Consider the following 13124-nt stretch of genomic DNA (forward strand, 5'->3'; position numbering starts at 1 on the left):
ATGCGCCACGGCCAGCCCGCGAGGACCGATCCGCTCTCAAAAAGCGTGTACAGGTTGACAACACCTTGGCCGCTGCAACATCCTGCCGGTTTTTAGACTGGGAGGTAGCATGACTATTTCGATCAACCGCCGCACCTTTTCCATAGGCGCGGGCGCTCTGGCTTTGGCTGCGGCCGGATTTTCGCCGGCACGCGCGCAGCAGGCGTTTTTCCGCATCGGCACGGGCGGAACGTCCGGCACCTACTATCCGGTGGGCGGCCTGATCGCCAACGCCATCTCGGCAACCGGGGCGGCCGGCGTCGAAGGCTTGGTCGCCACCGCCACGTCCTCCAACGGTTCGGTGGCCAACATCAGCGCCATCCAGTCGGGCGCGTCCGAATCGGGCTTCACGCAATCCGACGTCGCCTACTGGGCGCATTCGGGCACCGGCCTCTATGAGGGCAAGCCCAAGATTGACGACCTGCGCCTCATCGCGACGCTTTATCCCGAGACGATCCATTTGGTCGCGCGTGCCGACGCCGGCATTAAGTCGGTGGCGGATCTCAAGGGCAAACGCGTCTCTCTTGACGAGCCGGGCTCCGGCACCATCGTCGATGCGCGACTTGTGCTTGGCGCTTACGGTCTGGCTGAAAAGGACGTGCAGCCCGAATATCTCAAGCCTGGCCCGGCCGGAGAGCGGCTGCAGGATGGCGCCATGGACGCTTATTTCTTCGTCGGTGGTTATCCGACGGGCGCAATCGTTGAGCTTGCCACCACCAACAACATCACGCTGGTGCCGATCACCGGCCCGGAGGCCGACAAGCTGCTGTCCGAGCAGAAGTTCTTCTCCACCGATACCGTGCCGGAAGGCACCTACAAAAATGTCGGCGAAACCAAGACCATTTCCGTCGCCGCTCAATGGGTGACCAGCGCCAAGCAGACCGACGACCTCGTCTACAAGATCGTCAAGTCGCTTTACAGCGACGAAACCCAAAAGGCCCTGCAGGCAGGCCACGCCAAGGGCAAGCTGATCACGCTCCAGAACGCGGTTACCAGCGCTGGCATTCCGTTTCATCCCGGCGCAGAGAAATTCTACAAGGAAGTCGGCACCCTGAAATAAGAGCCATTTGGACCGGCTGACAACAACGAGGCGGAAGGGATGCTTTCCGCCTCTTTTGTCTGGAAATTCAGGACACGGAACCGGCCATGAGCGATGACGACAAGATCAAGCTTTCCGCAATGGAGTTCGATGAGGAGAACGCTCGCGAACTGGAGGAGAAATTCGACTCCGAAATCCGCTTCCGGCCACTGACCCGTGTCGCGGGCTGGCTGGTCGGCTTCCTCCTGGTGGCGCTGTCACTGTTTCACTACTACACCGCCGGTTTCGGCCTGCTGCAGGAAATGCTGCACCGGGGCATCCACCTGTCGATGGTGCTGGCGCTGATCTTCCTCGTCTTCCCGCTGGTGAAGAAAAGCTACGACCAGCCCGCGCGGTCCAGCCTCCTGCGGCCGCTCGGCATACCCCTTTTCGACTGGCTGCTGGCGATCGCTGCGGTCGTCGTCGTCATGCACGTGCCTATGATCCCGCTCGACGACCTTGCCTTCCGCGTCGGCAATCCCACGGCGCTCGACGTGGTGTTCGGCCTTATCCTCATCCTGCTTCTGCTGGAGGCGACGCGCCGCTCCGTCGGCATCCCGCTGCCCATCATCGCCGTCGTCTTCATGGCCTACGCGCTGTTGGGGCGGTACATGCCGAGCATTCTGGTGCACCCCGGCGCGTCCGTCTCCCAGCTTGTCGATCACCTTTATCTGACGACGCAGGGCATCTACGGCATCGCGCTCGGCGTCGTCGCCACCTACGTCTTCCACTTCGTGCTGTTCGGCGTCTTCGCTACCCGCATTGGCCTCGGCCAGCTCTTCCTCGACTGCGCGGCGTGGGTCGCCGGCCGCTACGCCGGCGGTCCCGCCAAGGTGTCGATCTTCGGCTCGGCGCTGTTCGGCATGATTTCCGGCTCGTCGGTCGCCAACACCGTTACCGTCGGCTCGCTGACCATCCCGGCGATGATCAAGCTCGGCTACAAGAAACATTTCGCCGCAGCGGTGGAAGCGGCGTCCTCGACCGGCGGTCAGGTGACGCCGCCGATCATGGGCGCAGCGGCCTTCCTGATGATCGAATTTCTCGAACTGCCCTACACGACCATCATTCTTGCCGCCATCGTGCCCGCCTTCATGCACTTCTTTGGCGTGTTCATGCAGGTGCATTTCGAGGCCAAGCGAACCGGCCTCAGGGGGCTCAGGCCGGACGAGATGCCCGATGTCGTCGAGGCGCTGAAGCGGGACTGGCCGACGATCATCCCGCTCGTCGTTCTCATCGGCGTGCTGCTCTCGGGCTACACGCCCTACATGGCCGCCTTCTGGGGCATCACCTTGTGTATTCTCGTCGGCTTGCTCAATCCGCGCCGGCGCATGTCGGTCGCCGACATCGTGACGTGTCTGCGCGACGGCGCCAAATATGCGCTCGCAGTCGGAGCCGCTGCCGCAACCGTCGGCATCGTCGTGGGCGTCGTCACCCTGACCGGAGTGGGCTTCAAGCTGTCCTACATCGTCACATCGACGGCCGGACACCTTTCCCTTCTCTTCGGCACCTTCATCCCCGAGGCGATCTTCTCGGCCCAGGGCCTGACCCTATTGTTCACCTTGATCATGACTGGCGTCGTCTGCATCCTGATGGGCTGCGGCATCCCGACGACCGCGAACTACATCATTATGGTGACGATCGCGGCGCCGGCGCTTGTCATGCTCGGCACCGAGCCGATCGTCGCTCACTTCTTCGTGTTCTATTACGGACTGCTGGCGGACATCACGCCACCGGTGGCGCTGGCGGCGTACGCCGCCGCTGGCATGGCGGGGGCGGACCCGTTCAAGACCGGCAACACCGCCTTCCGGCTGGGGATGGGTAAGGCACTGGTTCCTTTCGTGTTCGTCTTCTCACCGTCCCTGCTGCTGGTGACGAAGGATTTCACCTGGCCGAACTTCTTCCTCGCCTTTTTCGGCTGCGTGCTGGGCATCACCTGCCTGGGCGCCGCGCTATCGCGCTATCTTCTGGTGCGCACACGCCCATGGGAAAACGTGCTGCTCGTGTTCGCCGCCCTGCTTCTGGTGGCACCCGAACTCTATTCCTCGCTACTCGGCGTGGCGCTTTTGGTCCCGGTCCTGCTGCGCCAATGGAACGCACGCCACACTGAAGAGGCGCAACCAGTCTGATCAGCGCCGCTCCAACGCAATCCTTCCCGGAGTTTCGACGTCGCGCATATGAGGGGGCGGACGGAAAGAGAGGGCGGACCATCGAGTCCATGACATTCCGCTGCGGGTTCTCGGCGCCGAGCGAGCTTCAGCCTAGTCGCGAAGATGTCCGCTCGTGAGAAGAGGCGATGAGCCGTGGCGATGACCGGCATGGGGCGCAAATCAGACCCTCCTCCCGGTCGAATCCAACAGCGGTTTTTGGCCTTCTTAGAATTACGAGAATTACGGGAATTACGGTGACAGTGCACCTTTTACCCTGCCATGTGTCCGCCTATCCCCCCGCCAGCCGCGGCAGCAAAAAAATCTCCGCCCCCTGCGGCAGCTTCTTCGACCACGTATCGCGATAGATCGTCCCGTCGATGGCAACCGCGATGCCCTTGTCGATCAAGGGCTCGAGGCCGGGATACTGTTCAGCCAGCTTCCTGAACAGCTCCCTTATGTCCTTGGCCTCGATCTCGACCTTGCTGTTGCCTCCGGCGGTCGCGGCGAGCGAGCCCCAGAGCGTTACTTCGACCATTCCCGTTCCGCCTCGATCGCCGCCAGGATGCGCGGCGGCGACATCGGGATGTGCGTCATGCGCACGCCCGCGGCGTTCGACACCGCATTGGCGATCGCCGCCAGCGGCGGCACGATCGACGTCTCGCCGACGCCGCGCACCCCGTAAGGGTGGTTAGGGTTGGGGATCTCGAGGATCTGGGTGTCGATCATCGGCAGGTCCGAGCAGACCGGGATGCGGTAATCGAGGAAGCCGGCGTTCTGCAGCCGCCCGTCCTTGCCGTAGATATACTCCTCGTTGAGCGCCCAGCCGATGCCTTGCGCGGCGCCCCCCTGGTACTGTCCCTCGACATAGGTCGGGTGCACCGCCTTGCCGGCGTCCTGCACGACCGTGTAGCGGATGACCCTGGCGGCCCCGGTATCGGGATCGACCTCGATATCGCAGATATGGGTGGCGAAGGAGACGCCGGCGCCATCGGCGACGAGCTCGCTGTGGCCGGCGATCGGCCCGCCGGTCTTGCCCGACTCGACCGCGATCTCCTTCAGCGACAGCTTGCCGAGATTGCCGTGCTTCTCGCCCTTGGCGATCGCGTGGCCCTTTTCCCAGACCACGTCGTCGACGGCAATGTCCCACATCTGCGCGGCGCGCTCGCGCAGGATCAGAATCGCATTGCGGGCGGCCGAGATCGTCGCCATGGAAGAGGAGAAGGTGCCGCGGCTGCCGTCCGTCATGTCGTTGTAGCCGAGGCTGGACGTGTCGGCGACGATCGCCTTGACCTGAGAATAGTCGATGCCCAGTTCCTCCGCCGCCACCAGCGACAGCGACGCGCGCGAACCACCGACGTCGACTGTGCCGACGGCAAGCGAGACCGAGCCGTCCATGCCGATGTTGAGGTCGGTGCAGGTCTGGCCGCCGAAGTTGAACCAGAAGCCGCAAGCCATGCCGCGGCCCTGGTTCTTGCCCAGCGGCGCCTTCATGTGCGGATGGCTCTTCACCGCCTCGAGCGTCGGGCCGATGCCGATCGGGCCGTAGACCGGACCGTAGGAGGACCGTGTGCCTTCCTGCGCGGCGTTTTTGATCCGGAAGTCGACCGGGTCCATGCCGATCTTCTTGGCCAACTCGTCGACGGCGCTTTCCACCGCGAAGGCTGCCATGGGTGCGGAAGGCGCGCGATAGGCCGCGGTCTTCGGCCGGTTGACCAGCACTTCGTAGCCGACCGTCTTGACGTTATCGAGCTTGTAGCAGGCGAACGCGGTCATGGCGCCGATCTCGGCCCAGGAGCCGGCATACGGGCCGCAGCTGTAGCGCAGCGTCGCTTCGGCGGCGGTGATCGTGCCGTCCTTGCGGGCGCCGATCTTGACGTCGATCGAGGTGGCGCTGGTCGGGCCCGAGGCGCGGAACACCTCGTCGCGGGTCATCACCAGCTTCACCGGCCGTCCTGCCTTGCGCGACAGCGCCAGCGCCACCGGCTCGGCCCAGACATGGGTCTTGCCGCCAAAACCGCCGCCGATCTCCGAGGAGGTGACGCGCAGTTTCGAGGCTTCCATGCCAAGCAACTGGGCGCAGTGCTGGCGGTAGACGAAATGGCCCTGCGTGCACACCCAAAGGTCGGCGGTGCCGTCGGAACTGAAATTCGCCACGCAGGCATGCGGCTCGATATAGCCCTGGTGCGTCTGCTCGGTCTTGAAGGAGCGCTCGACGATGAAGTCGGCCTGCCCGAAACCCTGATGGACATCGCCATGGCCAAACTGGCTGCGCTTGGTGACGTTGGAGGGTTTTACCGGTTTTTCCTCAAGGCCCTCGGTGAAGATGGCATCATTGATCAAGGGCGCCGTGTGCTTCGCCGCCTCGTCGACATCGGTGACGTGCGGCAAAAGCTCGTACTCGACCTCGATGAGCTTCAGCGCCTGCCTGGCGGTGCGGGCGTCGATCGCGGCGACCGCGGCCACCGCGTGGCCGTCATAGAGCGCTTTCGTGCGCGCCATGCAATTGTCGAGGACGTCGTACATGGCGGCATCGCCATCGGTGAGGTCGGGCAGGTCGGCCGCGGTGATCACCGCCTTGACGCCGGCGAGCTTTTCCGCTTTCGACGTGTCGATCTTGACGATCCTGGCGTGGGCGTGCGGGCTTCTCAGAACGCGCCCGACCAGCTGGCCGGCCATGTTGAAGTCGGCGCCGTAGCGCGCGCGGCCCGTCACCTTGTCGATGCCGTCGGGACGGATCGGACGTGTGCCGACGGAGGCGAATTTACGTCCGGAAAAACGTGGATCGAAATTCATCTCAGGCTCCCTTCATCACGATGGCCGCATCCTGGACGGCGCGCACGATCTTGTCGTAGCCGGTGCAGCGGCAGAGGTTCCCGGCAAGGCCGAAGCGGATTTCCTCCTCGGTCGGGTCGGGGTTCTTGGCCAGGAGGTCCTTGGCCGCGATCAGGAAGCCCGGCGTGCAGATGCCGCATTGCAATGCGGCGTGCTCGAGGAATTTCTGCTGCAGCGGGTGCAGCGTATCGCCATGCGCCATGCCCTCGATGGTCTCGACGCGACGGCCTTCAGCCTCGGCGCCGAGCACCAGGCATGAGCACACCAACCGGTCGTCGAGGATAATGCTGCAGGCGCCGCAGTCGCCGGTGCCGCAGCCTTCCTTGGCGCCCGTCAGCCCCAGCCGATCGCGCAGGACGTCTAGCAGCGTCTCGTCGGGCTGGCACAGATACTCGACAGCATCGCCGTTGATTGTCGTTGAAACTGCAATTCCAGCCATCATTTGCCTCCTGCACGTGCATAGGCTGATGTGGCGGCCCGCTGGGCCAGCACACCCGCAACTTTTCGTCTGAATTCGATAGTGCCGCGCTTGTCGTCGATCGGACGGCAGGCGCCCGCACAGACCTTGGCGAGCCGTTCCAGCGTCGCCTCGTCCAGCCTGGAGCCGACGAGCACCTCCGCGGCCTCTTCAACCAGAAGCACCGTCGCCGCCACGGCGCCCAGCGCCACGCGGGCCGATTTGACGACACCGTGCTCGTCGAGCGTCAGGTTCACCCCGGCGCTGACCACCGCGATGTCCATCTCGGTGCGTGGAATGAAACGCAGATAGGCATCGCCAGACCGCGGCTCGCGCTTGTCGAGCAGGATCGCCTCGATGATCTCGCCTTTGGCCAGCGACGTCTTGCCCGGCGCGGTCGGTACGCTCTGCACGGGGATCGTGCGCCGGCCCGCCGGCCCGACGACCGATGCCCTGGCGCCGGCGGCAACCAGCGCCGGCACGCTGTCGGCGGCCGGCGAGGCGTTGCAGAGATTGCCCACGATGGTGCAGCGGCCCTGCACCTGCTTGGAGCCGATCAGCTTGGCCGCCTCGACGACACCAGGCCATGCCTTCTTGAGGGCGATGTTCTCCCCCAGGACGGCGCAAGGGACCGCGGCGCCGATGCTGAAGCCTTCAGCCGTTTCCCGGATCTCGCTCAAGCCATCGATCGCCTTGATGTCGACGATCAACTCTGGTTCGGCAAAGCCGCCCTTCATCCTGACCAGGAGGTCGCTGCCTCCGGCGAGGATGGCGGCCGCACCAGCCGACCCGGCCAACTGGCCAACGGCATCTTCTATTGAAAGCGGACGTATGTAGCGCATCGTCTCCCCTTGGTCATCGCGATTTCAGCGACCGTTATAAACAGTCTCCTCATAATGGCTATCCGGTTCGTCATCTGCGGCGATTAGGCCAGGCGCCGCAATATCCAGTCCAACAGGCCGAAAGTGGCGCACTGAATGGCAGCAACCGGCTTAGGAATGATTTTCGTGAAACTTCGGTCTGGATCAAGTGCGCTCATTCGGTTTTGTCCGCTTTTGGACCGGAACGGCCCTTAAGCCGGCAGAGCCGCTGCTTGGCCGCCCCGGCTGAAGCTCCCTGTGTTCGGCGGCCGCCCGAAACGCCTGCGGCGGCTGGCCAAGGGTACGCAGGAAGGCGCGCCGCATGCGTCCGGGATCGCCAAAACCGGCGGCTTCGGCGATGCGCTCAAGCGGGAGATGGCTGGTCTCGATCGCCGTGCGGGCCGTCTCGAGGCGCATGCGCTCTACCGCCTTTGCCGGCGTGACGCCGGTCTCGGACGTGAAAGCGCGGGCGAAGTTGCGGGGGCTCATGGCCGCGTGATCGGCCAGGCATTCGACGGTCAGCGGTTCGGCCAGGTTTGCCCGCACCCACTCGATCAGCGCGGCGAAGCGGCCGGTTCGCCCGCCCAGTTCGACGAAGGCCGAGAATTGCGACTGGCCGCCCGGCCGGCGCTGGTGCATGACGATCTGCTGTGCGGTGCGGCGCGCCACTTCAGCGCCAAGGTCATCTTCGACGAGGGCAAGCGCCAGGTCTATTCCGGCCGAGATGCCGGCCGACGTCCAGATGTCGCCATCCCTGATGAAAATACGCTCGGCATCCAGCCTGACCTTCGGGTAGCGGCGGTGGAAGTCGTGACTGCTGGCCCAGTGCGTGGTGGCGCGGCGGCCGTCGAGCAATCCCGCCCGTGCCAGCAGGTACGCGCCGGTGCAGACGCTGGTGGTGCGCCGCGCCGGCACCCGCCTCAACCAGGCGACGATCTCTTCCATCGCCTCGATGGAACGGATGATTTCGCCGCCCGATACGATGACGGTGTCGAAAGGGCCGTCGCGCAGAGGTCTGGTGAGAAGCTTCAGGCCAGAGGAGCTTTCAACGTCGCCGCCGCCGGGCGACAGCAAAACCAACTCATAGCTGTCCGGGCGGCAGCGCTCCGCAATCTCGAAGACGGTTGTCGGCCCGGCCGCATCCAGAAGCTGGAAACCGGGGTGAACGACGACGGCAACGTGCCTGCGCATGGCAGTATTCGCCCGATTTATGTCATTTCGGACGAAACCTAACGCCGGTAGCCTCGTCGTCAAGCCATCTGGAGACCGGCAAAAGTCCTGGACGAAACGCTGCGTGCCATCGCTGCCCGCCATGGTGCCCGCACGGCAGACTTCGTCGCCATGCAACTCGAATATCCCCGGCCACGCGCATCGCCGTGACGTCGCGAAGTCGACGGGCATCTGACCGGCTCGGGGGGACTTTTCACGGCAAGGGAGTGACTGATGAAAGCATTGATCGCCGGGGCCGGTATCGGCGGCCTCACCACTGCTCTGTTCCTGCATGAGACAGGCATCGAGGTCGAACTTTTCGAGCGGGCCGACGACATCCGCGAACTTGGCGTCGGCATCAACATGCTGCCTCACGCTGTCAAGGCGCTGGCCGGGCTTGGGCTGATGCCGGCGCTCGACGCGGAGGGCGTGAGGACACGCGAGCTTGTCTACACCAACCGCTTCGGCCAGATCGTATGGCAGGAATTGCGGGGCATCGATGCCGGCTATGAGGTTCCGCAAATCAGCATTCATCGCGGCAGGCTGCTGGGGCTGATTCACCGGGCCGTGGTGAACAGGCTTGGCGGCGACGTCATCAGCACGGCAAGCCGTGTCGATGCCTTCGAGCAGAACGAGGGCGAGGTCGTGGCGCATTTCCGCCGGCATGACGGCTCGCGCGGCGAGGCCCATGGCGACCTGCTCATAGGCGCCGACGGGATTCATTCCGCCGTCAGGGCCGTGCTCTATCCCGAAGAAGGGCCGCCGATCTGGAACGGCACGATGCTGTGGCGCGGCGCCACGCCGTGGCCGGTGTGGCGCGACGGGCGCACCATGGCGGTTGCCGGCGGCAATTTCGCCAAGTTCGTCTACTATCCGATCGAGCCGGATCGCGAAGAGACCAGGCTGACGAACTGGGCGGTGATGGCCAATACCGGCGATAGCGGCACATCACCGCTGCGTCCCGGCGACTGGAGCCGCCCGGGCGTGATCGACGATGTGCTGCCCTTCGTGCGTGACCGGTTTCAGCTTGATTTTGTCGACCCTGCCTCGATCATCCAGGCAACGGATGGCTTCTACGAATATCCGAACTGCGACCGCAACCCGCTGCCACGATGGTCGTTCGGGCGGGTGACGCTGCTCGGCGATGCGGCGCATCCCATGTACCCGGTGGGGTCGAACGGAGCCAGCCAGGCAATACTCGACGCTGGTTGCCTTGCGATGCATCTGGCCGCAGGACCGACCGTCGAAGCCGCGCTAACACGGTATGACGGGGAGCGGCGGCCGGCCACATCGGCCATCGTGCTCGCCAATCGGCAAGGCGGACCGGAAGCGGTCATAGACATGGTCGAGGCCCGGGCGCCGCATGGTTTTGATGACATCGACGCCGTCGCTTCGCGCGAAGAACGCAAAAGCGTGGTACGCGGCTATGCGTCCGTGGCCGGGTTTGCAAAACCGAGTTGATCGCGAGTGGCGCGTTTTTGCAGCCTACAGGTTTGCCTCGGCGAAGATGCGCGAGGCCCAGTCGAGGAAGACGCGAAGGCGCGGCGAGAGCTGACGGTTCTGCGGGTAGAGCGCCGACAGCGGCGTCGGCGATGGCGGATAGTCGGCCAGCACTTCGACCAGCGTCCCTTCGGCCAGATCTTTCTCGAAGCGATAGCGCGGCGCCTGGATGAGGCCGAGGCCAAGCCGCGCCAGGTCGGCGGCGGTATCGGAATTGTTGGCGGCGACGCGGCCGGGCAGCCGCACCTCACGGATATTGCCGGCGACAGTGAATTCGAACGGAAGGGTCTCTCCGGTGCGCGACGAGACAAAGCCCACCGCCTGGTGACCGTCGAGCGCATCGGGGGAGGCGGGCGTGCCGTGGCGCTCGAGATAGGCAGGGCTGGCGCAGGTGATCTCGTGGATCATCGCGAGCCGCCGCATGATCATGCCGCTGTCGGGCGGCTCGCCGACGCGGATCACGCAGTCCACGCCTTCACGCACGAGATCGACCAGCCGGTCGCTCTGGCCGATCTGCAGGTCGATGCGGGGATAGCGGTCGAGAAACTCCGGCAGGCGCGGCAACAGGAATGTGCGGGTGAGCAGCGTGCTGGCGTCGATGCGCAGCAGGCCGAAAGGCTCGGCGTTGCGGAAGGCGGCCTCGGCATCCTCGATCTCGGCCAGGATCGACAGGCAGCGCCGATAGTAGGCTTCACCATCCTGGGTGGCGTTCACCTGCCGCGTCGTTCGTTCCAGCAGCCGTGCGCCGAGATGCTCCTCCAGCCGCCGGATGGCTTCCGTCGCGGTTGAGCGCGGCAGGCCGAGATCGGCCGCGGCAGCGGTGAAGCTGCGCCGCTCCAGAACGCGAACAAAGAGCCGCATCGTGTCCAGCCGATCCATGCTCTTTGTTCGCAGTTTCCGAATAGTGATGTCAATGGGTGGATGATTATCCGGAATTCGGCTTGGCCTATATCCGTGTCACCAACACGGAGAGACTTCGATGACAAATCAAACCAGAACCGCCATCGTGACCGGCGCCTCCAAAGGCATCGGCGCCGCCATCGCACAGCGGCTCGCCCGTGACGGCGTCGCCGTCGTCGTCAACTATGCACGGGGCCGCGCGGAGGCCGAAGAACTGGTCCGCGCGATCGAGACCGGCGGCGGCAGGGCGATCGCCGTGCAGGCCGATATCGCCAATCCGAACGGCATCGCCGTGCTGTTCGACGCCGGCGAGAAGGCGTTCGGCGGCATCGACATCCTCGTCAACAATGCCGGCATCATGAAGATTTCGCCGATCGCGCAGACCGACGATGCTTCGTTCGACACCCAGATCGCGATCAATCTCGGCGGCGTGTTTCGCGGCATGCGGGAAGGTGCGCGCCGGCTTCGCGACGGCGGCCGCATGGTCAATTTTTCCAGCAGCGTCGTCGGTCTCTACCAGTCGGGCTACGGCGTTTACGCCGCCACAAAGGCGGGTGTCGAGGCGATGACCCACATCCTGGCCAAGGAGCTTGGCGCGCGCCGTGTCACCGTCAACGCGGTGGCGCCCGGACCGATCGAGACCGCGCTGTTCACGGACGGCAAGAGCGAGGCGCAGATCGAGGCCATCGGCAAGATGATCCCGCTCGGCCGGCTCGGCCAGCCCGACGACATTGCCGGGCTGGTCTCGTTCCTGGCCGGTCCGGACAGCTTCTGGGTCAACGGGCAAATCATCCGCGCCAATGGCGGCGTGGTCTGAGGCGGCAACCAGGCCGGCTTGGCTCTCCTGACTGCCTGACTTCCACACTCGAAAAGCTAAGGAAACATCATGCCATTCGCCAACATCAAGCTACCGCAAGCGGCCCTCTCCAAAGCGCAGAAGGAAGACCTCATCCATCGGACGACCGCGATGTTCGTGGACTTTTTCGGTGAGGGCGTGCGCCCCTACACGATGGTGCTGGTCGAGGAGGTCGCCGACGGAGGCTATGGCCGGGCCGACGAAGTGTTCGTCGTGCCGGAAGTTTTTCGCGCGAAGGAGTAGTGCAGGGCTAGACCTCGAAGAGGCGCCTTTCACAAATTGAACCCTTGCCGCATCAGCCATCCTTCGTCGCACCGACCCAGTCGGCGGCCACTTCGGCAAACAGCCAGTCGCGGAACGCCTTGATCTTTTTCTGGCGCAGCGCGCCGTCACGGTAGACGACGTAGTAGCGCGAGGCGGATTTCAGCGCGAGATCGAAGGGACGAACCAGCCGCCCCGCAGCGAGGTCGGCCGAGACCAGCGCGCTTCGGCCGAGCAACACGCCTTCGCCATGCACCGCGGCTTCGACGGCGAAGGTGGCGGAATCGAAGCGCACGCCGCGCTTGGGATCGATGCCGTCCACGCCGGCCTGTTGCAGCCATGTTGCCCAGTCGATGCGAAAGGCGTCGTGGATCAGCTTGTGATGCCGGAGATCCCCGGGCTGGCGCAGCGGATGTTCGCCTTGCAGCAGTTCCGGGCTGCAGACCGGGAAGACCTCTTCATCAGCGAGAAACTCCGCCGTCACGCCGGTATAGCCGCCCTTGCCGTAGCGGATGGCGATGTCGATGCCGTCGCTGACGAAATCGGAAAGCACGCCCGAGGTCGACAGCCGCACGTCGATGTCGGCGTTGGCGCGGTGGAAGCGATGCAGCCTCGGCACCAGCCAGCGGCCGGCAAAACCGTCCGATGTGCTGACATTCAGGATGCCTGCCGTGCGGTCGGGCGTGGCGGCGATGGTGGCGGCGGCGATCTGGTCCAGCGCCGTCCGGACTTCCGATGCGTAGGCGGCGCCGACCGACGTCAGGCGCACGGACCTCGTTCCCCGATCGAAAAGCTGGATGCCCAGCCTGTCCTCGATATTGCGGATGGCGCGGCTGACCGCGCCATGGGTGACGTTGAGCTCACCCGCCGCCTTGGAGAAACTCAGATGCCTGGCGGCGGCCTCGAAGGCGGGCAAGGCAGTGAGGGGCGGCAGTCTGCGCGGCATGGTCCACCTGTGAGTGTTGCTCACAAATCATGCACAAAG

At 64.7% G+C, this 13124-nt stretch carries 12 protein-coding genes; 5 read left to right on the forward strand and 7 right to left on the reverse strand.

Annotated elements, in window-relative coordinates:
* The first annotated feature begins 109 nt into the window (after positions 1-109).
* Positions 110-1099 (forward strand): TAXI family TRAP transporter solute-binding subunit, encoded by a 990-nt coding sequence (locus MESCI_RS14230; protein WP_013530643.1) that lies wholly within the window; start codon positions 110-112, stop codon positions 1097-1099.
* A gap of 86 nt (positions 1100-1185) precedes the next feature.
* Positions 1186-3243 (forward strand): TRAP transporter permease, encoded by a 2058-nt coding sequence (locus tag MESCI_RS14235; protein WP_013530644.1) that lies wholly within the window; start codon positions 1186-1188, stop codon positions 3241-3243.
* 310 nt (positions 3244-3553) lie between these two features.
* On the opposite strand, the gene MESCI_RS14240 is transcribed toward MESCI_RS14235, so the two are convergent.
* The 5 genes from MESCI_RS14240 to MESCI_RS14260 all read right to left on the reverse strand — a co-directional run bounded on the left by MESCI_RS14240 (position 3554) and on the right by MESCI_RS14260 (position 8604).
* Positions 3554-3799 (reverse strand): MoaD/ThiS family protein, encoded by a 246-nt coding sequence (locus MESCI_RS14240; protein ID WP_013530645.1) that lies wholly within the window; start codon positions 3797-3799, stop codon positions 3554-3556.
* Entirely contained in the window at positions 3787-6057 is a 2271-nt protein-coding gene (locus tag MESCI_RS14245; protein ID WP_013530646.1) for a xanthine dehydrogenase family protein molybdopterin-binding subunit, read from the reverse strand. The genes MESCI_RS14240 and MESCI_RS14245 overlap by 13 nt, the downstream gene beginning before the upstream one ends.
* Before the next feature lies 1 nt (position 6058).
* Positions 6059-6535, reverse strand: a complete 477-nt coding sequence (locus MESCI_RS14250) for a (2Fe-2S)-binding protein (protein WP_013530647.1) — start codon at positions 6533-6535, stop codon at positions 6059-6061.
* The gene (locus tag MESCI_RS14255) at positions 6535-7395 is read right to left on the reverse strand and encodes an FAD binding domain-containing protein (RefSeq protein WP_013530648.1); all 861 of its coding nucleotides are present in this window, start codon (positions 7393-7395) and stop codon (positions 6535-6537) included. Before MESCI_RS14255 ends, MESCI_RS14250 begins: the two co-directional genes overlap by 1 nt.
* A 183-nt stretch (positions 7396-7578) precedes the next feature.
* A complete protein-coding gene (locus MESCI_RS14260; RefSeq protein WP_013530649.1) occupies positions 7579-8604 on the reverse strand; it encodes a GlxA family transcriptional regulator in 1026 nt (341 codons plus the stop codon).
* A 252-nt stretch (positions 8605-8856) separates the two neighbouring features.
* Here MESCI_RS14260 and MESCI_RS14265 point away from each other — a divergent pair, with 252 nt between their 5' ends.
* Complete coding sequence (locus tag MESCI_RS14265) at positions 8857-10083, forward strand: flavin-dependent oxidoreductase (protein ID WP_013530650.1); 1227 nt, start codon at positions 8857-8859, stop codon at positions 10081-10083.
* Positions 10084-10107: 24 nt separating this feature from the next.
* Here MESCI_RS14265 and MESCI_RS14270 read toward each other — a convergent pair whose 3' ends face one another.
* Complete coding sequence (locus MESCI_RS14270) at positions 10108-11001, reverse strand: LysR family transcriptional regulator (RefSeq protein WP_013530651.1); 894 nt, start codon at positions 10999-11001, stop codon at positions 10108-10110.
* 100 nt (positions 11002-11101) lie between these two features.
* On the opposite strand from MESCI_RS14270, the gene MESCI_RS14275 reads away from it, so the two are divergent.
* Entirely contained in the window at positions 11102-11839 is a 738-nt protein-coding gene (locus MESCI_RS14275) for an SDR family oxidoreductase (RefSeq protein ID WP_013530652.1), read from the forward strand.
* Between the two features lie 69 nt (positions 11840-11908).
* Positions 11909-12121 (forward strand): tautomerase family protein, encoded by a 213-nt coding sequence (locus tag MESCI_RS14280; protein ID WP_013530653.1) that lies wholly within the window; start codon positions 11909-11911, stop codon positions 12119-12121.
* Positions 12122-12173: 52 nt separating this feature from the next.
* Here MESCI_RS14280 and MESCI_RS14285 read toward each other — a convergent pair whose 3' ends face one another.
* Positions 12174-13085 carry a transcriptional regulator GcvA gene (locus tag MESCI_RS14285; protein ID WP_013530654.1) on the reverse strand — a complete coding sequence of 304 codons (912 nt, stop codon included), beginning with the start codon at positions 13083-13085 and terminating at the stop codon, positions 12174-12176.
* Positions 13086-13124: the final 39 nt, after the last annotated feature.

The organism is Mesorhizobium ciceri biovar biserrulae WSM1271, from assembly GCF_000185905.1.
GTDB classification, from domain to species: Bacteria; Pseudomonadota; Alphaproteobacteria; order Rhizobiales; family Rhizobiaceae; genus Mesorhizobium; species Mesorhizobium ciceri.